The 22,290-nt window shown below is 35.2% G+C and carries 19 protein-coding genes and 3 riboswitches; of the genes, 16 read left to right on the forward strand and 3 right to left on the reverse strand.

Annotated elements, in window-relative coordinates; all coding sequences use genetic code 11:
• Positions 1 to 2 precede the first annotated feature (2 nt).
• Positions 3 to 794 carry an endonuclease/exonuclease/phosphatase family protein gene (locus NHG49_RS02105; RefSeq protein ID WP_064477218.1) on the forward strand — a complete coding sequence of 264 codons (792 nt, stop codon included), beginning with the start codon at positions 3 to 5 and terminating at the stop codon, positions 792 to 794.
• 306 nt (positions 795 to 1,100) lie between these two features.
• Entirely contained in the window at positions 1,101 to 3,926 is a 2,826-nt protein-coding gene (locus tag NHG49_RS02110) for a YhgE/Pip domain-containing protein (protein ID WP_098111292.1), read from the forward strand.
• 40 nt (positions 3,927 to 3,966) lie between these two features.
• On the opposite strand, the gene topB is transcribed toward NHG49_RS02110, so the two are convergent.
• Positions 3,967 to 6,156, reverse strand: a complete 2,190-nt coding sequence (gene topB, locus NHG49_RS02115) for a DNA topoisomerase III (RefSeq protein WP_064477220.1) — start codon at positions 6,154 to 6,156, stop codon at positions 3,967 to 3,969.
• A 276-nt stretch (positions 6,157 to 6,432) separates the two neighbouring features.
• Positions 6,433 to 6,542: riboswitch (TPP riboswitch) on the forward strand.
• Between the two features lie 63 nt (positions 6,543 to 6,605).
• On the opposite strand from topB, the gene thiM reads away from it, so the two are divergent.
• Positions 6,606 to 7,421 (forward strand): hydroxyethylthiazole kinase, encoded by an 816-nt coding sequence (gene thiM / locus NHG49_RS02120; protein WP_339328658.1) that lies wholly within the window; start codon positions 6,606 to 6,608, stop codon positions 7,419 to 7,421.
• 16 nt (positions 7,422 to 7,437) lie between these two features.
• Positions 7,438 to 8,097: a thiamine phosphate synthase gene (gene thiE / locus NHG49_RS02125; protein ID WP_064477222.1), complete on the forward strand. Its 660-nt coding sequence runs from the start codon at positions 7,438 to 7,440 to the stop codon at positions 8,095 to 8,097.
• A gap of 115 nt (positions 8,098 to 8,212) precedes the next feature.
• Here the strand turns inward: thiE and NHG49_RS02130 are convergent, their stop codons facing one another.
• Positions 8,213 to 9,526, reverse strand: coding sequence for an anaerobic C4-dicarboxylate transporter family protein (locus NHG49_RS02130; protein WP_088046926.1), 1,314 nt, complete (start codon positions 9,524 to 9,526; stop codon positions 8,213 to 8,215).
• Positions 9,527 to 9,809: 283 nt separating this feature from the next.
• Positions 9,810 to 9,894, forward strand: a riboswitch (cyclic di-GMP riboswitch).
• A 143-nt stretch (positions 9,895 to 10,037) separates the two neighbouring features.
• On the opposite strand from NHG49_RS02130, the gene NHG49_RS02135 reads away from it, so the two are divergent.
• The 7 genes from NHG49_RS02135 (at position 10,038) to NHG49_RS02165 (ending at position 17,537) form a co-directional block, all read left to right on the forward strand.
• Positions 10,038 to 11,777 carry a methyl-accepting chemotaxis protein gene (locus tag NHG49_RS02135; protein WP_064477223.1) on the forward strand — a complete coding sequence of 580 codons (1,740 nt, stop codon included), beginning with the start codon at positions 10,038 to 10,040 and terminating at the stop codon, positions 11,775 to 11,777.
• Between the two features lie 61 nt (positions 11,778 to 11,838).
• Positions 11,839 to 11,940, forward strand: a riboswitch (TPP riboswitch).
• A 100-nt stretch (positions 11,941 to 12,040) separates the two neighbouring features.
• Positions 12,041 to 12,361: an MTH1187 family thiamine-binding protein gene (locus NHG49_RS02140; protein WP_000082897.1), complete on the forward strand. Its 321-nt coding sequence runs from the start codon at positions 12,041 to 12,043 to the stop codon at positions 12,359 to 12,361.
• Positions 12,333 to 13,106 carry an ABC transporter permease gene (locus tag NHG49_RS02145; RefSeq protein WP_001057159.1) on the forward strand — a complete coding sequence of 258 codons (774 nt, stop codon included), beginning with the start codon at positions 12,333 to 12,335 and terminating at the stop codon, positions 13,104 to 13,106. Before NHG49_RS02140 ends, NHG49_RS02145 begins: the two co-directional genes overlap by 29 nt.
• Complete coding sequence (locus NHG49_RS02150) at positions 13,103 to 14,101, forward strand: ABC transporter substrate-binding protein (RefSeq protein ID WP_046958852.1); 999 nt, start codon at positions 13,103 to 13,105, stop codon at positions 14,099 to 14,101. Before NHG49_RS02145 ends, NHG49_RS02150 begins: the two co-directional genes overlap by 4 nt.
• Positions 14,098 to 14,847: an ABC transporter ATP-binding protein gene (locus NHG49_RS02155; RefSeq protein ID WP_098110763.1), complete on the forward strand. Its 750-nt coding sequence runs from the start codon at positions 14,098 to 14,100 to the stop codon at positions 14,845 to 14,847. Before NHG49_RS02150 ends, NHG49_RS02155 begins: the two co-directional genes overlap by 4 nt.
• A 66-nt stretch (positions 14,848 to 14,913) precedes the next feature.
• Positions 14,914 to 15,687, forward strand: a complete 774-nt coding sequence (locus NHG49_RS02160) for a hypothetical protein (RefSeq protein WP_088046928.1) — start codon at positions 14,914 to 14,916, stop codon at positions 15,685 to 15,687.
• A 305-nt stretch (positions 15,688 to 15,992) separates the two neighbouring features.
• Positions 15,993 to 17,537: an ABC-F family ATP-binding cassette domain-containing protein gene (locus tag NHG49_RS02165; protein WP_258125477.1), complete on the forward strand. Its 1,545-nt coding sequence runs from the start codon at positions 15,993 to 15,995 to the stop codon at positions 17,535 to 17,537.
• Positions 17,538 to 17,983: 446 nt separating this feature from the next.
• On the opposite strand, the gene NHG49_RS02170 is transcribed toward NHG49_RS02165, so the two are convergent.
• Positions 17,984 to 20,008 (reverse strand): glycosyl hydrolase family 18 protein, encoded by a 2,025-nt coding sequence (locus tag NHG49_RS02170; RefSeq protein WP_098110761.1) that lies wholly within the window; start codon positions 20,006 to 20,008, stop codon positions 17,984 to 17,986.
• Positions 20,009 to 20,380: 372 nt separating this feature from the next.
• Between NHG49_RS02170 and NHG49_RS02175 the strand changes: the two genes are divergently transcribed.
• The 5 genes from NHG49_RS02175 (at position 20,381) to NHG49_RS02195 (ending at position 22,275) form a co-directional block, all read left to right on the forward strand.
• Positions 20,381 to 20,752, forward strand: a complete 372-nt coding sequence (locus NHG49_RS02175; RefSeq protein ID WP_088046931.1) for a DnaJ family domain-containing protein — start codon at positions 20,381 to 20,383, stop codon at positions 20,750 to 20,752.
• 10 nt (positions 20,753 to 20,762) lie between these two features.
• On the forward strand, positions 20,763 to 21,077 hold the full coding sequence (locus NHG49_RS02180; protein ID WP_064477227.1) for a thioredoxin family protein: 315 nt from the start codon (positions 20,763 to 20,765) through the stop codon (positions 21,075 to 21,077).
• Positions 21,078 to 21,090: 13 nt separating this feature from the next.
• Positions 21,091 to 21,342 (forward strand): hypothetical protein, encoded by a 252-nt coding sequence (locus tag NHG49_RS02185; protein ID WP_064477228.1) that lies wholly within the window; start codon positions 21,091 to 21,093, stop codon positions 21,340 to 21,342.
• Between the two features lie 127 nt (positions 21,343 to 21,469).
• Positions 21,470 to 21,613, forward strand: a complete 144-nt coding sequence (locus tag NHG49_RS02190; protein ID WP_000817976.1) for a hypothetical protein — start codon at positions 21,470 to 21,472, stop codon at positions 21,611 to 21,613.
• Between the two features lie 80 nt (positions 21,614 to 21,693).
• A complete protein-coding gene (locus NHG49_RS02195) occupies positions 21,694 to 22,275 on the forward strand; it encodes a TetR/AcrR family transcriptional regulator (RefSeq protein ID WP_258125478.1) in 582 nt (193 codons plus the stop codon).
• Positions 22,276 to 22,290 lie beyond the last annotated feature (15 nt).

Genomic DNA, 22,290 nt, shown 5'->3' on the forward strand with positions numbered 1-22,290 from the left:
AGATGAAATTGCTAACTTTAAACTGTCACTCTTGGCAAGAAGAGAATCAAATGGAAAAGATAAAATATCTTGCTAAAGTCATTCAAGAAGAAGAGTACGATGTCATCGCATTGCAAGAAGTAAGTCAGTCGATACAAGCTGAAAATGTATGCGGTAACAAGAAAGAAGATAATTTTGGACTTTTACTATTAGAAGAGTTAAAAGCGTTACATGTAAAAGATTACAATATTACTTGGGATTTCTCTCATATTGGTTATGATGTGTATGAAGAAGGATTAGCGATTATAACGAAGCATAATGTTGTAAAAGAAGATACGTTCTTTATTTCAGAAAATAAGGATACAACGTATTGGAAAACACGCAAAATTGTAAGTGCGACAATTGCTTATAATGATAAGAACATCACGTTTTACTCTTGCCACCTCGGTTGGTGGAATGATGAAGAAGAATCATTCAAAGATCAAGTTAATCGTTTGATGGGGCGTGTAGACAGTAATGAACTTTCCTTCTTAATGGGTGATTTTAATAATAACGCTCGTTTACAAGGTGAAGGCTATGAATATATGATGCAAAAAGGTTTGTATGACACATATGAGCTAGCAATAGAGAAGGATGAAGGAACAACTGTCCAAGGTGAGATTGCTGGTTGGGATGAAAATAAACATAACTTACGAATCGATCTAATATTGTGTAACCAAAGTGAAAAAGTTCGTTTTTCAAAAGTCATTTTTAATGGTACGAACAGAAATGTAATTTCAGATCATTTCGGTGTAGAAGTACAAGTAGATATATAATAGAAGAAATCCTCACAGATGATGAAAAGCTGTGAGGATTTTTTTGAGGAATACAAGTATTTCCAAGAGAAAATACTTGTATTTTTTATGACATTTCCTATATATTTGTTATTATTGAATGTAAAACTAATTTGGTCATTTTGTATGCATACTTTTTTTACTTCGTTATATAATGAAGTAAGTGAAATATTTAATGGGAAAAATAGTGTATGTTCGTTTAATCCACGATGTAGAAAGTGATATAATTGCAAAATGTATGTATCATTTTCTAAAGAAGGAAAAATATATAATTAGGTGATAACTTCTATGAAACAAATTTGGCGTATTTATAAGACAGATTTACGGAATGTAGCTAAACATTGGGCTGCAATTGTTATTGTTTTAGGATTAATGATTTTACCATCTTTATATGCATGGTTTAACATTAAAGCTTCCTGGGATCCGTATGGAAATACAAAAGAGGTTCCCATTGCAGTTTCTAACCAAGATGCAGGATCTAATTTAAGAGGGAAAGATATTAATATCGGTGAAGAGATTGTAGATTCTCTTAAGAAAAACAAAAATCTTGGTTGGAAATTTGTAGATGAAAAACAAGCAATTCACGGAGTTGAGCGCGGAGATTACTATGCAAGTATTACAATTCCAAAAGATTTCTCTGAAAAGATTGCAACTGTTCTGGATGAAAATCCGCAGAAACCAGAACTTGATTACTATGTAAATGAAAAGGTAAATGCGATTGCACCGAAAATTACAGCAAAAGGTGCATCAGGTATTACAGAAGAAATTAGTAAAAACTTTGTTAAAACAGCAAACGGTGAGATTTTTAAAGTTTTTAATGATCTTGGAATCGATTTAGAAACAAACTTACCAAGTATCGAGAAAGTAAAAGATCTTGTATTTAAGTTAGAAGCGCAGTTCCCAGAAATGAATACACTGATGGATAAGGCGTTAGATGATGCGACTCGAGCAGAAGATGTTGTGAAGGTAGCACAAAAAGAGTTACCGGTTGTAGAAAGTGTTATTAATGATGGGCAAGAAGCGTTAGGGAATTTAGATAAATTCTTTGCAAACAATGATCAAACATTGCAAAATGCACCTGGGACGATACGAAATCATTTGACAGCAGCTAAAAATGTAATGGATAAAGCTAATGCTTTTACAGATTTTTTAATGCACCCGGGAATAGACTTTTCTGGTATGAAAGGGTTGCCTGAGTTTCCAGCACGTCCGGATCTTTCAAAGTTGAACGATGAAGGGTATAAAAATATTGCAAGAAATATTAATCAAACAGTGAATAACGTTTTAAACTCGGCACGTGCAGGAACAACATACGGGAAAAGTGTTGTAAACGGATTGCAAAATGGTCAATTTGATCCAGAAAAGGCAAAAAAAGATCTTAATGCGGTTTCTGAAAATCTTCAAGGTCGTACAGATAGTATTGCATATCTTATTAATGTATTTACTGAGCTTCAAAAATCGGCGACGACTGATTTTGGTCAAAGCTTTTTCCAAGGGCGAGTGGATCGCTTAACTAAGCTTAAAGGTAGTATGGAAAATGCAAATAACGGCATTAAAGATATTGTAAATGTTATCGGTACAGGACAAGAAGTAAAGAAAGATGTAACAGATGTAGCAAATCAAAAATTAGATGCAGCAAATGGATTAATTGATCAAGCAGAAAAAGATTATAATGAAACGTTTGTAGCAGATTATAAAAAAGCAGTTAGCACAGTTGATCAAGCTAAAGTTGATGCAAATGAAGCATATGATAGTGTGAAAAATGAATATGATAAGTTTAAAAATGGTGTTGAAGATGCTAAGGCAAACATATCAAATAAAGGTGTTACTGATTTAGAGTGGGCAAAAGTATCTTTAAACGATTTAAATGGTCAATTACAAGCTACTAATAATCTAATTGGTGATGCGATTCCGGTTCTAGAAAGCACAAATAAGGTATTAGCAGATGTAAATAGCGGAAAAAACCTTAATGGTGGAATTGCAAAATTGAACAAAATACAAAATTCTGTTCAAAAAGGTATAGATGCAACGAATAAAGCAACTACACTAATTAACAATGGACAGAAGCCTACAAAAGAGGTTGTAGAAAGTATTAATGAAGCTACTAAAAATGCTTCAGCTCAATTAGGCGATTTCTTAGCAACGTATGATTCGGAAATCGTTCCAAACTTTAACACAGCAATTGAACGTACGAAACGTATGTCTAAAAACACATCTCAAATTTTAAAAGAAGCAGATAAAAAGCTTCCAGATGTTAAAAAGTTACTAGAAGATTCATCAAAAGGCTTAGTAGACGGTAAAAAGAAATTAACAGACATTAAAGCTGACATGCCGGAAACTGAGAAAAAGATTAAAGACTTAGCAAATAAAATTCGTGATTTTGAATCTGAAGAGGATATAAAAGACATCATACGCTTATTGAAAAATGATGTTGAAAAGCAAAGTGATTACTTCGCGAATCCAGTAAATTTAAAAGAGAATAAATTATTTGCGATGCCAAACTACGGGTCAGCGATGTCACCATTCTATACAGTGCTTGCATTATGGGTAGGCGCATTATTAATGGTTTCATTATTAACAGTAGAAGTACATGAAGAGGGCGCGAATTATAAGAGCCATGAAATTTACTTCGGACGTTTATTAACATTCTTAACGATAGGTCTTTCACAAGCGTTTATCGTATCAATGGGAGATATATTCTTACTCGGTACGTACGTAGTCGATAAGTTCTGGTTTGTGTTATTTAGTTTATTTATTGGTGGAGTCTTCGTTTGTATCGTATACTCACTCGTTTCTATTTTCGGAAACGTTGGGAAATCGATGGCGATCATTTTACTTGTACTGCAAGTAGCAGGATCGGGCGGAACATTCCCAATTCAAATGACACCAGCGTTCTTCCAAGCAATTTATCCGTTCTTACCGTTCACATACGCAATTAGTGCAATTCGTGAAACAGTAGGCGGAATGCTTTGGGATATCGTAACGCGAGATTTACTTGTGTTAAGTGCTTTCGTAGTAGTTATGATTGTCGCTGCGTTATTACTGAAAACACCAATTAACAAATCGAGTGAAAAGTTTGTTGAGAATGCAAAAGGAAGTAAAATCATTCACTAAAATAAAAGGTTCCTACCGAGAGAGGTAGGAACCTTTTTGTTTAATCAAATTTTAATTTTTTTAATGCCTCTGCGAACGGGTTGTTTAATGGTTCTTCTTCTTTGTTCTGTTGTTTCATATATTTTTGAACGTCGCGCTTATCAGCTTTGTTTCCAGATTCTTTTTTACGTCTCTCTTGGAACGTGGAAAGTTTTTCGCGATAGCCACATTTACATGCGAAGATTTGGCCTGCACCTTCACCACGTAATTCTAATTTCTTCTTACATTGCGGACAGCGAGCGTTTGTTGTACGAGATACGTTTTTACGATGACCACATTCACGATCTTGGCAAACGAGCATCTTTCCTTTTTTACCGTTTACCTCTAGCATTGGTTTCCCGCAGTCTGGACAAGACTTCGTTGAAATGTTGTCATGTTTATATTTTTTATCACTCGATTTAATTTCAGAAACAATTTCTTTCGTATAGTTCTTCATTTCTGAAATGAATACTTCTTTTTTTAGTTTACCCTTTGCAATTGCTTCGAGTTTTTGCTCCCATTCACCAGTTAGTGTAGGAGATTTCAGTTCTTCTGGCACTAAATCAAGTAACTGACGGCCTTTTGAAGTAATGTGAATATCTTTACCACGTTTTTCAAGTAAGAACGAATTGAATAACTTGTCGATAATATCAGCTCGTGTCGCTACAGTACCTAATCCACCAGTTGATTTTAAAGTATCAGCAAGTTGTTTATTTTGCGTATCCATATATTTCGTAGGATTTTCCATTGCTGAAAGTAAAGTCGCTTCGTTAAATCGTGCAGGTGCTTTTGTTTGACCTGATGTTTGCATAATTAACTTTACAGTTAATGTATCGCCTTTTTCAATGTGAGGTAGAAGTTGTTCTTTTACGTCATCAGTTACATCATCATCTTCAAAGCGATTTTCATATACTTCTTTCCAACCGGCATGCAGAATAGTTTTTCCGCGTGCAATGAATGTTTCATTACCAACTTTTGTGCGTAACGTTAGTTGCTCGTACTCGAATGCCGGGAATAAAACTGCTAAGAAACGTTTTACAACTAAATCATAAATTTTACGTTCTTTATCTGTGAAGGCCGAGAAGTTAACGTATCCTTCTGTCGGAATAATTGCGTGATGATCACTTACTTTACTATCATCAACAAATGACTTATTAGACTTGATAGGCTTTTGTAATACTTTATGTGCTAAAGGACGGTACTCTCCAACGCCACATGCTTTTAGACGTTCTGGAAGTGTTCCAACGATATCAGATGAAATATAGCGTGAATCTGTACGAGGGTACGTTAGCACTTTATGTTGCTCATACAATTTCTGCATAATGTTTAACGTTTCTTTCGCAGAGTAACCGAACTTTTTATTTGCATCACGTTGTAATTCAGTTAAATCGTAAAGACCAGGAGAGAATGACTTCTTCTGTTTTTTATCAATTTCCACAACAGTAGCATTGTGTTTATCTAAACCTCTTACGATGCTATCAATTTTTTCTTTATTAAAACTGCGGCTATTACCATTTGCATCTTGCCAAGTTAGTTTTAACTGATTCGTTGTTTGTGCTTCGATGCCATAGTAAGTTTGAGATTTGAAGTTCTTTATTTCATCTTCACGATTAGCGATCATAGCGACAGTAGGTGTTTGTACACGGCCGCAATTCAGCTGGGCGTTAAAGCGAGTCGTTAATGCTCGAGTCGCGTTAAGGCCGATATACCAGTCAGCTTCTGAACGTGCAACTGCTGAAGCGTATAAATTGTCGTATGCTTTACCTGGTTTTAAATTTGCAAAACCATCTTTAATTGCTTTATCAGTAACAGATGAAATCCATAAACGCTTAATAGGTTTCTGTATTTTAACTTTATCGATAATCCAACGAGCGACTAATTCTCCTTCACGCCCAGCATCTGTCGCTACAATAATTTCATTTACATCTTTTCTAAGTAGCTGACTTTTTACAGCATTAAATTGTTTCCCTGTTTGTTTAATCACCGTTAATTTCAAACGCTCTGGTAGCATCGGTAAATCTTCTAAATTCCACTGCTTATACTTCACATCATAGCTTTCTGGATCTGCTAATGTAACAAGATGACCTAAAGCCCAAGTTACAATATATTTACTACCTTCAAGGTAGCCATTTCCTTTTTTATCGCACTTAAGTACACGCGCAATATCACGTGCAACGGAAGGCTTTTCAGCGATTATAACGCTTTTTGACATATTTAAAACATCCTTTCAAATTTCCATACGTTAACTATAGCATACATCTTCTTGAGATTCAGTTTCGCTCCAAATTTGAATGTTTCTTAGTGGAGTGAACGAAATCTGTTTGAAATCAAATGATGGCGATAGAACATAATATGCACAATGATGAGACTATGAAAAATAGATACTTATTTATTATGCGTATTGTTTTATCAGTTGCTTCTATATGAAATAGAAAAGTAAAGAACTTGTTATTTTAGTAGAATAAGAGTAGACTTTGAAGTAGATGAATACTAAACACATGGGAGTTTGTGGAGACAAACTGAGAGTATGACTAATCCGTCATTGACCATTTGAACCTGTTGGATAATGCCAGCGTAGGGAGAGTGTAAAAGCACATGTTCAGGCACTTTGCATACGCGCAAAGTGTCTTTTTGTGTATCTCCCATCACTATAGTTAGGGGATGAGAAGGATGAATATGAAAGAAATTAGTAAAGTAGTGGATTTGGTGAGAGAATCTAATCCGCTCGTTCATAATATTACAAATGTTGTTGTAACAAACTTTACAGCTAACGGTTTGTTAGCGTTAGGGGCATCGCCTGTAATGGCGTATGCAAAAGAAGAAGTAGCAGAAATGGCTAGCATTGCTGGAGCGCTAGTATTAAATATGGGGACACTTCGTCCTGAAGAAGTAGAAGCGATGTTACTTGCGGGTAAATCAGCAAATGTGAACGATGTACCAGTACTGTTTGATCCAGTTGGTGCAGGAGCAACATCGTATCGAACAGAAGTTGCGAGGCATATTCCGGCTGAAATTGATTTAGCGATTATCCGCGGAAATGCAGCTGAAATAGCGAACGTTATTAATGAGAGCTGGGAAATTAAAGGGGTAGACGCCGGTGCTGGAAATGGCAATGTCGTAAGTATTGCAAGGCAGACAGCGGATGAATTAAATACAGTAGCGGTGATTACTGGAAAAGAAGATGTTGTTACAGATGGAGAGCGAACGATTCTTATTCGAAATGGTCACTCTATTTTAACGAAGGTTACGGGAACTGGTTGTTTACTAACTTCTGTAATAGGAGCATTTGTAGCAGTAGAAAAGGATTATGTAAAGGCAGCGGTAGCGGCATTAACGTTTTATGGTGTAGCTGCGGAACTGGCAGCTGCTAAGACAGTGGAAAAGGGACCTGGTAGTTTCCAAATTGAATTTTTAAACCAGTTAGCAAATACAACTTCAGATGATATTGAGAAGTATGGGAAGATTGAGCTTATATAGTAAGGAGGGGAACTAGATGTCACGTATTACAAAGGCTGAAATGTCTAGATTACTATCAGTATATTTTATTATGGGAAGTAACAATTGTGCGAAGGAGCCACTACAAGTATTGAGAGATGCACTTGAAGGCGGTATAACAATTTTTCAATTCCGTGAAAAGGGGGAAGACGCTTTAACGGGCGAGAAACGTATTTGTTTTGCAAAAGAACTACAAGCAATTTGTAAGGAGTACGGTGTACCATTCATCGTAAATGATGATGTGGAACTAGCTCTCGAGTTAGATGCAGATGGCGTGCATGTTGGCCAAGATGATGAAGGAATTACTTCTGTTCGTGAAAAAATGGGAGATAAAATTGTTGGTGTATCTACCCATACAATTGAAGAAGCACGCTGGGCAATTAAAAACGGAGCTGATTATTTAGGTGTTGGGCCTATTTTCCCAACGAGTACGAAAAAAGATACGAAAGCTGTGCAAGGAACGAAAGGTTTAGCTCATTTTAGAGAACAAGAAATTACAATACCAATCGTTGGGATTGGTGGCATTACAATTGAAAATACCGCTGGGGTTATAGAAGCCGGTGCGGACGGTGTTTCTGTTATTTCCGCGATTAGTTTAGCTGAATCTCCGTATGAAAGTACGAAGAAGCTAGTAGATGAAGTAAATAGGAGTTTGTAGGAAAAGGGAACTTCACAAAAATAGTAAAGAACATAATGGATGGTTAAAAATATTTAAACAAACGTTTGATTAAAAAAGCACAAACCCTTTAAAATTGTAGGTTTGTGCTTTTTCTTTAAAACATAATTGATATTAAAAGCATTCCAATTCCGATAGAAGTGAATGTTGCGATTAGGCCTGGAATCATAAAGCTATGATTTAAAACATATTTACCAATACCTGTTGTACCAGTGCGATCAAAGTTAATGGCAGCAACGATTGTTCCATAGTTTGGAATAAAGAAGTATCCATTTACTGCAGGGAACATCGCGATTAGTAGTGCTGGTGGAATACCGAGTGATAATCCTAGAGGCATTAAAGCACGTACTGTTGCTGCTTGGCTATATAGTAAAATAGATAGAATGAATAATGCGATGGCAAATAGCCATGGTGCACTTGTTACTAGGTGTTGAATTGATCCTTGAATCATATTTAAGTTTCCGTTAAAGAAAGTATCTCCCATCCAAGCGATACCGAAAATAGCAACAACTGCTGTTGCCCCCGCTTTAAAGACGTTACCAGACACGATGCTTTCTACATTTGGTTTGCAGAAAATAATAATAAGAGCTGCGATAGTTAACATAACCATTTCAATTGTGTTTGGCATGGAAAGACGAACTAACTTCCCGTCAACCATCCATCCTGGCCGAAGTGCTTCAAATGAACCGAGAAGGACGACAAGGAAAGTTCCTACTAAGAAAAGGATAACGGATAGTTTAGCGCCCTTTAAACCAACAAATTCTTTCTTCTCTTCAATTTTAGGAATCATTCCTTCTTTTAAACGTTTCAAGTATTCAGGGTCTTCATTTAATTCTTTCCCCATTTTGCTAGCAATAAATGCAGCTACCATACAAGCGATGAAGGTAGAAGGAATACTGACTTTTAAAATATCTAATAAGGTGATTTTATAGTCAGCTAGCATTGCTAAAAGTGCAACTGTTGCAGCTGATATAGGACTAGCTGTAATTGCTTGTTGAGAAGCGATTACGGCAATTGACATTGGTCGTTCCGGTCTAATCCCAGATTCGCGAGAGACTTCTGCGATAACAGGAAGTACAGAATAAGCAACGTGACCAGTTCCTGCGCACAGTGTAAATAAATAAGTAACAATTGGAGCAAAGAATGTAATGCGCTTTGGATTTTTTCGTAATGCTTTCTCAGCCAGATGAACAAGGTAGTCCATTCCTCCAGCGGCTTGCAGTGCACCGGCAGCTGTAATTACTGCTAAAATCATAAGCATTACATCAATAGGAGGAGCTGTAGGTTGTAAGTGAAAGACGAAAACAAGTATTGCCATACCAACGCCACCCATTACTCCTAGACCAACTCCGCCTAAGCGTGCGCCAATAAAAATGCAGAGTAGTAACGTAAGAAATTGTAGCCAAAACATGATAAACTACCTCCGAAATTCATTAGTTAAGATATATTCGAATAATTTAATTTGAATGAAAATTAAAATAAATACTCAAAATAATCCTTGTGTTATATACATTTTTTATTATATAACACAAGAAATATAACATTCACGTACTTTGTTAAATTATTTCGAAAAAATAATCCATTGAAACTTTACATTTGCATCTCTAAATAGGTAGACATTTTAATTCTTATGTTGTAATCTTTGATAGAGAATAATTTAATTCTCATAGAACTCCCATATCGTTCAACTCGTTCAGCGAGAAAGGCAAACTGATGGAAACATTAGGACGCAAAACTAAAGGAGCTAAGGCCGAAAGGCTATGCTAGCCAGTTACCGGACGGATAGGGTTGGTCTTGACCAATGCTCTTTTCATTGGTCTTTTTTTTATTTATAAACAAATGAGAACTTTTATCGATTGTTAATGAGGTTTATATTTTAATAGTTTTACTTTATATTAAGTTAATTAAGAAAGGTGATGTTAATGAAAAAATATTGGCACAGGTTATCATTTCTTCAAAAAAATGTATTGTTAACTGTGTTAGTTATTTTAACGCTTGTTGGTACTATGGGAGCATTAAGTTTTAACATGTTTCAAAATAGCATGATGTCTATATTTGAAAGGCACTCTTTTGAAACAGGAGATACGGTATTACATAAATTAGATGAAGAAATATTAAGAGATGTTGCAAAAGACCCAACGGCAGAAAGAGAAAAGAGAGAGAAGTTAACAGAGAAATTAGATGAATCAACGGAAGAATTGAACAGTGTTGGACAAACGTATATCGTTGGAGCGAAAAAAAATGAAAAAGGTGAGCTGCAAATCATTGATTTGTCTACAGGTTTAGCAAATGTTGTTGAAGTAAGGCCGGGAGAATATTATAAACAACCAGATCTTTGGATGAAAGCATATGATAAAGTAATGAGCACGAAAAAAGCAAACATGACAGAAATATATGAAGACGCATTAGGAACATGGGTAACGATATTAGAGCCAATTAAAGATGGAGAAGGTAACATTGTGGCACTAGTTGCAGCAGATGTAGATGCCTCTATTGTTCCTAGTACAAAGGAAAAGTTCATTATACAAGGTTTAATGTTTATTTGTATTTCTGTTTTAATTGCAACTGTTGTTCAATTCTTAATTGTACGTAACGCGCTTGCTCCATTGCGGGATTTACGTGAAGGATTGCGCAGAGTTGGTAAAGGTGATTTAAGTATTAAATTAGAGGAAAGACCAGATGATATTGGTATTATTAATGCGTATTTTAATAATACCATCGAGAAGTTTAAAGGAATTATAGATAAAGTGAAACAGACAGCAGAACAGGTTTCCTCATCTTCACAAGAATTGTCAGTGAGTACGAAAGAGAATAGCATGGCAGTCCAAGGAATCGTAAGTTCTATAGTTGAGTTAAGGGCTGGCGTTCAATCACAAGAAACTTCAGTACCAAAATATTTAAGTATTGTATATGAAATGGAAGATAGGATGGAAGAGATAACTAATATTGCAAAACAAATGGCAAAAGAGTCTGAAGGTACGAAGCATCATTCAGTAAAAGGAAATGGTGTTATTGAACAGGCGATTAATCAGATGAACATAATACAAAATGCAGTACAAGATTTATCTTCTATCATTCATTCTTTGGAAACAAGATCAAAAGAAATTAGTGATATTGTAAACGTAATTACAGGTATTTCAAATCAAACGAATTCGCTAGCTTTCAATGCTTCTATTGAAGCTTCACGTGCTGAGGCAACCGGAAAGGGATTTGCCGTTGTTGCTGATGAAGTGCGTAAATTAGCAGAGCAGACGGAAGCATCAGCAAAAGATATAGCGAAATTAATAGGGGAAACACAAGTTGAAACGGAAGAAGCTGTTGTTTCAATACAAAAAGCTTCAAAAGAAGTAGAATCCGGAATTAAACTTTTTCAAAGTAGTGGTGCTTTCTTTGAAAAAATTTCAAAATCAGCACAATCTGTTACAAATCAAGTTAGAGTTGTTTCTAGCAATTCAAGTGATATATTGCAAAATAGCCAAAATATTGTTCGTGTTGTAAATGAACTATCACTTATTGCAAATACGTATGCAAATAGTAGTAATAATATTGAAGAAAGTATGAAAGAGCAGGAAATGTCTGTACAAGATATTGCTGAATTAGCTAGTTCTTTAAGCTGGCTTTCACAGGAGTTACAAGAGTTAATAGGGGAATTCAAAAGTTAAATGAAATGATTATACGTGCTTTTGTTTGTTCAATAAAATAAATCATGCTACAATGAAAACGAATTAAGGACCGGGGAGCCAATTGGCTGAGAGGATGTAAACAAACATCGACCCTCAACCTGATCTGGATAATGCCAGCGTAGGGAGTTACTTAAAGTGATGTAGCATATGTTATTCTATAATAACTTGCATACAAGGCTTTCCTACGCAGTAGGAAAGCCTTTTCTTGTTTTAACATTTCATTTTATAAGGGGGATTTTACTATGTCACAACAAGTTACGATTTCATTTTCAGTAGTACCACAAGCGAAGAACAAAGATGTGTATTCTGTTGTCGATAAAGCAATTGAAGTTGTACAACAATCGGGAGTTCGTTATGAAGTAGGGGCAATGGAAACAACGCTGGAAGGAGAATTAGATGTACTTCTTGATATCATTAAACGTGCGCAACAAGCTTGTGTGGATGCTGGAGCAGAAGAAGTGATTACTTCTATTAAAATCCATTATCGTCCAAGCACTGGTGTAACGATAGATGAAAAGGTTTGGAAGTACCGTGATGAATATGCAAAACCAGAAGCAATCTAAAATAATTACAACAATTTGGCTTATCCTTCTCATAGCGATATGGGAAGGATCTGTTTCATTATTTAAAATTGAACCGTGGATTTTACCGAAGCCTTCTGCCATTGTTCAAGAATTAATTGGAATGAAAGATTTACTATTACCGAATACGATGCAAACGTTACAAGAGGTTCTAATCGGACTGTTTTTTGCGATTTTAATTGGGACAAGTATTGCAATTATTATGGATGTTATCCCCTTATTTCGTATTTTAATAAATCCGTTGCTTGTTATTTCACAAACGATTCCAATCGTTGTACTTGCACCGTTATTTATTATTTGGTTTGGATATGGAATGCTACCGAAAGTAATGGTAGTAATACTTGTTTGTTTCTTCCCAATTGCGCTTAGCATTTTAGAAGGTTTTCAAACGGTAGATAAAAATATGTTGAAGTTGTTGCAAACGATGAAGGCAACGAAATGGCAAGTTTACCAGAAAGTAAAGTTTCCAGCAGTGCTGCCATACTTTTTCTCAGGTTTAAAAATTGCAGTTACATATAGCGTAATGGGAGCAATTATTGGGGAATGGCTCGGTGCAAGCGAAGGATTAGGAGTTATGCTTACAAGGGCTACAAAATCCTTTTTAACAGCCCGAGTATTTGGTGTGGCAGCAATTATTGTTATGGTGACATTATGTCTGTATTTTATCGTGGAGTTTATGGCAAGAATAACAGCACCATGGATATATAGAAAGGACGGCAGAAAATGAAAAAAGGTTTAAAAGTTATGTTGGCTGCCTTATTAGCAGTAGGTGTGGCTGGATGTAATCCGGCGAAGAAAGAAGAAAGTGCAAGTAAAGATCAAAAAGTAAAAGTAGTATTAGATTGGTTTCCGAATACGAATCATACTGGCCTATATGTAGCGCAAGCGAAAGATTATTATAAAAAGCAAGGCCTCGATGTAGAAATTATTCAGCCTGGTGATAATGTGACAGCGGAGCAAATGATAGCTTCTGGAAAAGCCGACTTCGCAATAAGCGCACAAGAAAATGTAACGTTGGCTCGTGTGGAAGGTATTCCTGTTGTATCTGTAGGAGCAATCATCCAACATAACACTTCAGCTTTTGCATCACTTAAAAAAGATAATATGACGTCACCAAAAGATTTTGAAGGTAAACGTTACGGTGGCTGGGGAGGACCAGCAGAAGAAGCAACGCTGAAGACAATCATGGAGAAGCATCAAGCTGATTTTAATAAAGTTGAAAAAATCATCTTAGGACAAACAGATTTCTTTAAATCAATCGGTCGTGATGCAGACTTTGAATGGATATATTACGGATGGGATGGAATTGAAGCGAAGCGCCAAGGAAAAGAGTTAAATACGATTATGGTGAAAGACTTAGACCCAGCGCTTGATTTCTATAGCCCTGTTATTATTACGAGTGAAAAACATACGAAGCAAGATAAAGACTTTGTGAAAAAGTTTATGAGTGCAACGACAGAAGGTTATAATTTTGCAATTAAAGAACCGAAAGAAGCTGCTGATATTTTAATTAAAGCAGTTCCAGATGTGAATAAAGAATTAGTACAAGAAAGTCAAAAATGGTTAAGTACGAAGTATCAAGATGATGCAAAAGCGTGGGGAGTACAGAAGGAAGAAGTTTGGACGAATTACATGAATTTCTTATATGATAACAAAGTTATTAAGAAGAAAATTGATGTGAAAGATGCCTTTACAAATGAGTTCCTTCCAAGTGAAAAATGAGTGGATTACAAATAAAAGAGATTGTAAAAGCTTTTGATGGAAAGAATGTATTGGCAAATATTAGTGCTTCTATACGAGAGGGAGAGTTCGTTTCCTTTGTAGGACCGAGTGGTTGCGGGAAAAGCACATTATTAAATATAATTGCAAATGTTGAAAGCCCAACAAGTGGGAATGTAACGTATAAGGATAGGCACGTACAAGAGCAAGATGTTGTAAGTTATATGCCGCAACAAGATTTATTATTACCTTGGCGATCAGCTTTGCAAAATATAGTTCTTCCATTGGAAATCGAAGGGAAACCGAAAAAACAAAGGCTGACAGAGGGAATGGAAGCATTAAAGCAATTTGAACTAGATGAATATGCAGACCATTATCCAGATGAATTGTCTGGTGGTATGCGTCAAAGAATTAGTTTTTTGCGCACATATTTATGTGAAAAGCCAATTATGCTACTTGATGAGCCTTTTGGAAAATTAGATGCCTTTACAAAAATGGAAGTACATAGCTGGCTTTTAAACTCTTGGCACCAAGAGAAGCAAACAATCGTTATGGTTACACACGACCTAGATGAGGCAATCTTGCTTTCAGATCGCGTATTTATTTTATCTCAAAGACCAGCCTCAATAGTTGGTGAGGTACAAGTGAAATTACCTAGACCGAGAACGATGGATATGTTAACATCACTTGAGTTAAAGAAGGATAAGGAAGAAATTCTGAGAGTATTAGCTCCTTATATGAAAAAATAGAAAAAGTCTTTTAACAGTTTTTGGTATAATTACTGTTAAGAGGCTTTTTTATATAGGGGGAGAAAGATGAAATCTATAGAGAAAATAGTTGATTCATTAACGCCGGACAATCTTGAAGAAGGAAAGTCCTTATTAAAAAATCATATTTTATTAATGAAGTATGGTATGGAACATCATGAATTAAAAGAAGAAGAGATGTCAGAAGTTTTAAAGTGGGTTCAAGGCCGGAATCAATTGAGAGAAGATGTTCCAGAATTACGCGATTTACATTTAATTAAAAAGTTTCAAGTGGTATTAGATGAATTTATTCATTCTATAATTTCAAATGGTTATGTGGAAGATGCGGTAGAAGTTTTAGAGAGTGTATTAAAAAGTATGGGAGCAGTCGCTCATATTGTAAAAATTATGTTTGTTGGCAAAAGAAAAGTTAATAGAAATTCTTTAGAAATGGTAGAAGGGTTAAAACGAGAGTGCTACAACTTAATGGAACAGCGTGCTGCTGTCGGGTTGCATGCTCAAATCTTTCATGTTTTAGGTTTTGTTCATTCCATTCAGTTTGATTTAGAAGAAAGGTCGCAGGAACATGGACGAACTGTAATAGGCCTTTTAACGGATTTTAAGACGAAGGAATTGAAATCTGTACAACAATTTCAAAACGAAGAACATATTCCAGAAGTGAAAAATATGGTTAGTAAAGAGTATGGGGTAGAACTACAAAGAAGAATTTATATTTGGAAATCGTTAACGCTCATCTTTACAAGTCCATATGCATTAGAAAAGATGTATAAAGAAATTTACGCAGAAAATGAAAAAGCGGAGAAGGAACAAAAGAAAAAATAGAGAATAAAATATAACAGAGTAGTTTATACTCTTAATATAACAAATGTTAAAGGAGTGAAAGGATAAAATGACTTTATCAACTGTTCTTCAAATGGTTTTAGCTTGATGCGGGAGAAGTCTGCCCATTTTTAACGATTAAGCTAAATTGAAGACAGCAGGTAAAGAACCTTAATCCTTTTTTACTATAATATGTAATGGGTAAGGTGTATTCACCTTACCCATTTTTTATATATACAATTAAATAAGGCTTTATACTGTTGCTCTCTCTATTTAGCTTATGAACTATAAGTAGAGGAGAGAAAAAAATGAGTATATTAACAGTAGAAAATGTAAGTCATTCGTATGGTGAGAAAACCATTTTATATAATGCGTGTTTTCGACTATTAAAGGGCGAGCATGTTGGGTTAGTTGGGAAAAATGGAATTGGAAAATCAACATTGTTAAGGATTTTAACAGGAGAACTTATACATGATGACGGAAACATTGAATGGTTTCCACATGTGAAGGTAGGTTTTTTACAGCAGTATATGGATTTACAAGAAGGAATAACAATTGAGGGATACTTACAAAGTGCATTTTCTAATTTGTATGCGGTTGAATGTGAAATGTTAAAAATTGCTGAAGAAATGAATGGAGCAGGAGAAATAGAAAAGTTGTTAGTAAAGTATGGAGAATTACAAACTATATTGGAAAGTTCTAATTTCTATCAAATTCATACAGAAATTGAGGAAGTAGCAATCGGTTTAGGTTTATTTGAAATGGGGCTTAAAAAGGATGTTTCAAAGTTAAGTGGAGGACAGCGAACAAAGTTATTACTTGGGAAGCTCCTTTTAGAAAAAGCTGATGTTTTATTGCTAGATGAGCCAACAAACTATTTAGATACAGCCCATATAGAATGGTTGCAATCGTATTTGAGACTGTATGAAAAAGCTTATGTAATCATTTCACATGACGAAGCATTTTTGAACAATATTACGAATGTTATTTATCATCTAGAAGAACGGAAAGTGAAGCGGTACGTAGGAAATTATGAAAAATTTGTGCAAAGTTATCAATTGCAAAGGAAACAATTACAATCGGCGCATGCGAAACAACAAAAAGAAATCTCTCAGTTAGAAACATTTATTCAAAAAAATAAAATTCGAAAAGCGAAACAGGCTAAAAGTCGAGAGAAAGTATTGGAGAAAATGCAAAGGATTGAAAAGGTTAATCATGTACCTCGATCCCGTTTTGATTTCAATGTTTATGAGGAGCCAGTTAGTCGCATATTACAGGCTGAAAAACTAAGGATAGGATATAGTTCTCCGTTATGTCCAGAATTGAATTTGCAAGTAAAAAAAGGAGAAAAGATAGCGATTGTTGGTCATAATGGGATTGGAAAAACGACAATGTTAAAAACGTTATTAGGTCAAATAAAGCCGCTAAGTGGTTCAATTTCTGTTGGAGAACGAGTAAATCCTGCTTATTTTGCGCAGGAGGAGTTTGCTTCAGAAACAACACCATTAGAAAAAGTTTGGGCAGAACGACCAGATATGACAAAGAAAGAAGTACGCCAAGTATTAGCAAAGTGTGGATTGAAAGAAGAACATGTATTAAAACCTATTCGTTTATTAAGCGGCGGGGAACAAACGAAAGTACGTTTATGTGAACTTATCGTAACGAAAAGCAATGTTTTAATTTTAGATGAACCGACTAATCATTTGGATATAGAAACAAAGAAGTCTTTGCAGGAAGCGTTACAACAATATAAAGGAACAGTTTTACTTGTCTCACATGAGCCTTCTTTCTATGAAGCATGGATAACAAAAGTATGGAATATAGAAGAATGGGACGCTGAACGATATGAATAAAGAAAAGGCATTAGCTTGTATAAGCTAATGCCTTTTCTTTGTGATTAACATGATTTTCGAGAACTCTTACATGAGAATTGTATGAAGAAGCACTCTTATGGTGCGCTTATAAGCGTGCTTTTTCTTATGTTATGTTTATATTTAGATGCCTTTCCCTAACAGGCGACTATCTTTCTTTATATATATAGATAGTTTGAAATGGAATGAAAATAATTCCTATATGTAAAGAATAATGTGATTAGTATAGGAAGACAATAGAACTTAAAGGAAATTCATGTAAAATTCAGATGAACTTCACATGAACTTCATATTAGAAACTAAATATGATTATAATAGGTTATTATAATATCAATTTGTGATTTTTCATAAAATTAAAAGTTTGAATTTAGGATAGAGCACTCAAACCTAAATTCAAACTTTAGTGAAATAATTAATGGAGGTTACGTTTAGTTTTCGCTAATAGATGCATTTAAAAGTTCGGCAGGATTGCCTGTTCCTGCCCCTCCGATTGTAATCGATCCACCAGGAGGAATTTCACCATTCCATCCTGCATTCGTAATTACGTAATGATTATTTGTTTTACTACTAATTTTAGAATCCCAAACTTGTGTTAAATTGCCGTTATAATCAAATTCTAATTTCCAGTTTTTAATAGAGGTCGTTCCACTATTTTTAATTACAATCGAGAAGTTGTAACCACTTCCCCAATTTGAAGTGACTGAAAAGGTAGCATTCCCATTTCCACCAGGAGGTGTTGTGTTAGTATCGTCTGTTTTTACAATAATAGAAGTAGGCTGTGATTTATTCCCAGCAGCATCCTTTGCTATTACTGAAAATGTGTATTCTATATTAGATTTTAAATTTTTAATTGTAATGCTATTTGTTGTTGTACTCCATTTCTCTTCTCCGGCAGTAATTTCATATTCCGTAACTCCTACGTTATCAGTAGATGTAGTCCAGTTTAATTGAACGGAGTTTGAATTTTTATTTGTAACAGCAATATTTTTTACGTTTGTTGGTGGTTCAGTATCTTTTTGAGTAATAGGTCCACCAAGTAATTCTTTTACTAGCGTATCAAGTAATTTTGGCCCACTACAACTATATTTTGGACTTGTACGGCAATCCCCGCTTAGTTCCCAAAACATTGCGCCACTTAAACCCTTTGTCTTTATATAGTCTGTTTTATATTTCATAGATTCGTTGTCATCATAGCTAATAAACGTGCCTGTAGTCGCATTATATAAATAAGGTACTTTCGCTACATCGTTCCAGTGGCGAACAAAACCATTTTTATTAACATAATTAGCTGCTAAATCACCGTAATCGTACACACCTGTGTCACCGGTAGAGTAATCATCCCAAGTACCTTTAGAAGCGAGCTTTCCATCACTACCTGGTTTACAAGGTTGGTATTGCCCGTTATTTTCTTTTCCGCAATTTTTCCATCCACGTCCGTAAAAAGGTACACCTAATACGAGTTTATCCGCTGGAACCCCTTCATTTGTATAAATGTCTATTGCACCATCTACGTAAAATTTCGTATCTGCTGCTGGGTCATTTGGATCTTTGTATAGAGCTGCATTATGGTTAGAAGTAGCTTCCCATCCACCGTGGAAATCATATGTCATAATATTAATCCAATCCAGTATTTGAGAGATTTTCTTTAGCTCTGTATGATCAGCATAACGTTGGCTTGCACCTGATGCGATTGTTAGTAAGTATTGTTTACCATCTTCTGCACCAGCTTTCGTTAATGCATTTCGAACATCTTGAAGGAGTAGGGTGAAGTTTTGCTTATCTTCAGGACGATAACTACCACCAGGAATCGTTTCTACACCCGGATATTCCCAGTCTAAATCAACGCCGTCAAATCCATATTCGCGAAGAAAAGCTACTGTAGATTCAGCGAATACTTTTCTTGTTTTTTCATCAGCGGCCATATCAGAAAAACGGTTAGACCAAGTCCAGCCACCAACGGAAATAATTGTTTTTAAGTGAGGAAACTTAGCTTTTAATCGTTTCAGTTCTCCGAAATTTCCACAGCGGGCGTATTTATCACAATCTTCCCAAGTTGTACCTGATCCCGGATAAGATTTTGTGACATCAGCCCATGGTTCACCGAGTACGAGAGTACCATTAGGGACCTCTTTATTTTGCAGTGGTACACCAGACTCTTTACAGTTCCACGTTTGTTTATTCGGATTATCAGGGTGAGTAGAAGGGTTTCCATGTTTTCCATTCCAGCAAATATCAGCGAAAGCATAGTTTAAATGAGTTAGCTTGGATGCATCAATGTCTGCAACTTGATAATTGCGTCCGTAAATACCCCATGAAGGAAAATACCCAACAATTTTTTGACCTTGCTTTGGTGAATTTGCTAATGCAACATTTGGAGTAATAAAGTTTGTGAGAAAAAGAGGTAAGAAGAGTAGTAGAGATAGTAATAGCAATGTGAATTTTTTGGAGCTCATAGTCATTTCTCCTTTCAAAATAAAAGATATATTTAAAGGCGTACGCCAGTAAACCAAAGTGAATCTAGACGTATGAAACGTCTAGATAAAAATGATCAGACATCACGAAGTCTATACAAGGGAGCTGGGGGTGATTAAATCGTAGCAAATGTAAGATTTAGTGTAAACGCTTTATTTGATTCGGAAAGATTTTCTCAATATGAAATGGCTCTAACACAGACTACACATGAAAATAAAATATTGATTAGGGAGGAAAAGGCTCCTTGTAATTAAATTTGAGAAAAAATTGTATACAGTCAATTTGTAATAGCGTAGCAAGATGAGAAAATATCATGTAAAATAATAGTAAAAATATGTAAAGGAGCGAATGGTGTGGATGTCTTTTTGAACATTGCTGAAGAAAAAATTCGACAAGCAATACGGAATGGAGACCTTGATCATATTCCGGGAAAAGGAAAACCACTACAATTAGAAGACCTTTCAATGGTACCTCCAGAACTTAGAATGAGTTATAAAATCTTAAAAAATGCGGGTATGATTCCACCAGAAATGGAACTACAAAAAGATATATTAAAAATAGAAAACTTAATTGCATGCTGTTATGATGAAGTAGAGAGAAAAGAATTACAAGAAGAGTTAACAGCAAAAACGCTGCGTTTTCAGCAGGTAATGGAAAAGAGAAAGATTAAAGATAGTTCAGCTTTTCGTATGTATCAGGGTAAAGTATTTCGTAAATTACGCTAAGAGGGATAAGATGAATACATTTGAAACGATAGAAGAATTAGCGACATATATTGAAGGACAACAATTAGTACTGCTGTTTATTAAAACGGAAAATTGTGGTGTTTGTGATGTTATGTTAAGAAAAGTAAATTGCGTATTAGAGAATTATGATTACGTAGAGAAAGTAGAAATATTACTACAAGACATGCAAGAGATCGCAGGGCGATATGCAGTATTTACAGGACCAACAGTTTTATTATTTTATAATGGAAAAGAAATTCTTCGTGAATCGCGCTTCATTTCACTTGAAAATCTAGAAAGAACCATTCAATTATTCAAAGATTAAGGGAGGCTTTTATATGGAATTTATTATTGTCATATTATTATTTGTTGTAGTTGGAACAATCGTAACAGCAGTTCGATCAAACAAAAAGAAGGTAAATCTTACAAAACAAAATAACATTCATAATTCATCCAACAGCTCATCACCATTATTTTTCTTTGCTGGATCGGATAATGATGGCTCGCACGATGGAGGTTCACATGATTGCGGAGGTTCTTTTGGTGGAGATAGTGGAGGTAGCTGCGGTGGTGGAGGCGGCGGTGATTGATGAGAATACGCCCTATAGGGGGGCGTATTTCTTTTTAAACAAACGTTTGATTAGTTGGCTTACATATGCATAAAAACAGTTAAACAAACGTTTGATTAATATTTTTAATGTAATAAGGGGAATAGAAATGAAAAGGGAACCGAAAGTGAAAAATAAGGGGAAAGTAATGTTATTTTTATTAGCTGCGGGAGGCGTATTTCTTGTTAAATTAGGATTTAAAATTGGAATAATACATATGATTCGAACGTGGTTTGAAAGTACGTTTTCTTAAATAAGGAATATAGCCTCTTGCGATAGAGGTTTTTTATTTGTTATTATTAGACTGAACGGTCGGTTTAAAGAGGTGTAAATATGAGAAGAAGTACAGAAGAGATAAAGAAAGAAATTGCTTATAAAGCAGAAAGTCTGTTTTCACAGAAGGGTTATGCAGCTACATCTATGGAAGAGATTTGTGAAATTACAGAGCGAAGTAAAGGAAGCATTTATTATCACTTTAAAAGTAAAGAAGAATTATTTTTATTTGTAGTAAAACAGCATACGTATGATTGGCTTGAAAAATGGAATGAAAAAGAGAAGTTGTATAGTACGAGTACTGCAAAACTATATGGTCTCGCGGAATATTATGTAGAGGACATACAGCAACCCATTTCAAATGCAATAGAGGAATTCTCTATGAGCCAAGTTGTAAGTAAAGAAATTCTGGATGAACTGTTAGCTTTAACTAGAGAATCATATGTTATGTTTGAGAAACTAATTGAAGCAGGCATACAGTCTGGAGAGTTTCGTGAAGAGAATACGCGCGATCTTATGTATATTGTGAATGGATTATTATCAGGGCTTGGAGTACTTTACTACGAGTTAGATTATAAAGAACTGCAACGTATTTATAAAAAGGCAATAGATGTATTGTTAAAAGGAATGGCAGCTGAATAATAGGTCAGTTGCTTT

Source organism: Bacillus sp. IBL03825, from assembly GCF_024712505.1.
Lineage (GTDB): Bacteria > Bacillota > Bacilli > Bacillales > Bacillaceae_G > Bacillus_A > Bacillus_A wiedmannii.

Bases quoted from the DNA above. Each gene is read 5' to 3' on its own strand.
- NHG49_RS02105 (WP_064477218.1), top strand. From the start codon at position 3: ATGAAATTGCTAACTTTAAACTGTCACTCTTGGCAAGAAGAGAATCAA.
- NHG49_RS02110 (WP_098111292.1), top strand. From the start codon at position 1,101: ATGAAACAAATTTGGCGTATTTATAAGACAGATTTACGGAATGTAGCT.
- topB (WP_064477220.1), bottom strand. From the start codon at position 6,156: ATGTCAAAAAGCGTTATAATCGCTGAAAAGCCTTCCGTTGCACGTGAT.
- thiM (WP_339328658.1), top strand. From the start codon at position 6,606: ATGAGAAGGATGAATATGAAAGAAATTAGTAAAGTAGTGGATTTGGTG.
- thiE (WP_064477222.1), top strand. From the start codon at position 7,438: ATGTCACGTATTACAAAGGCTGAAATGTCTAGATTACTATCAGTATAT.
- NHG49_RS02130 (WP_088046926.1), bottom strand. From the start codon at position 9,526: ATGTTTTGGCTACAATTTCTTACGTTACTACTCTGCATTTTTATTGGC.
- NHG49_RS02135 (WP_064477223.1), top strand. From the start codon at position 10,038: ATGAAAAAATATTGGCACAGGTTATCATTTCTTCAAAAAAATGTATTG.
- NHG49_RS02140 (WP_000082897.1), top strand. From the start codon at position 12,041: ATGTCACAACAAGTTACGATTTCATTTTCAGTAGTACCACAAGCGAAG.
- NHG49_RS02145 (WP_001057159.1), top strand. From the start codon at position 12,333: ATGAATATGCAAAACCAGAAGCAATCTAAAATAATTACAACAATTTGG.
- NHG49_RS02150 (WP_046958852.1), top strand. From the start codon at position 13,103: ATGAAAAAAGGTTTAAAAGTTATGTTGGCTGCCTTATTAGCAGTAGGT.
- NHG49_RS02155 (WP_098110763.1), top strand. From the start codon at position 14,098: ATGAGTGGATTACAAATAAAAGAGATTGTAAAAGCTTTTGATGGAAAG.
- NHG49_RS02160 (WP_088046928.1), top strand. From the start codon at position 14,914: ATGAAATCTATAGAGAAAATAGTTGATTCATTAACGCCGGACAATCTT.
- NHG49_RS02165 (WP_258125477.1), top strand. From the start codon at position 15,993: ATGAGTATATTAACAGTAGAAAATGTAAGTCATTCGTATGGTGAGAAA.
- NHG49_RS02170 (WP_098110761.1), bottom strand. From the start codon at position 20,008: ATGAGCTCCAAAAAATTCACATTGCTATTACTATCTCTACTACTCTTC.
- NHG49_RS02180 (WP_064477227.1), top strand. From the start codon at position 20,763: ATGAATACATTTGAAACGATAGAAGAATTAGCGACATATATTGAAGGA.
- NHG49_RS02185 (WP_064477228.1), top strand. From the start codon at position 21,091: ATGGAATTTATTATTGTCATATTATTATTTGTTGTAGTTGGAACAATC.
- NHG49_RS02190 (WP_000817976.1), top strand. From the start codon at position 21,470: ATGAAAAGGGAACCGAAAGTGAAAAATAAGGGGAAAGTAATGTTATTT.
- NHG49_RS02195 (WP_258125478.1), top strand. From the start codon at position 21,694: ATGAGAAGAAGTACAGAAGAGATAAAGAAAGAAATTGCTTATAAAGCA.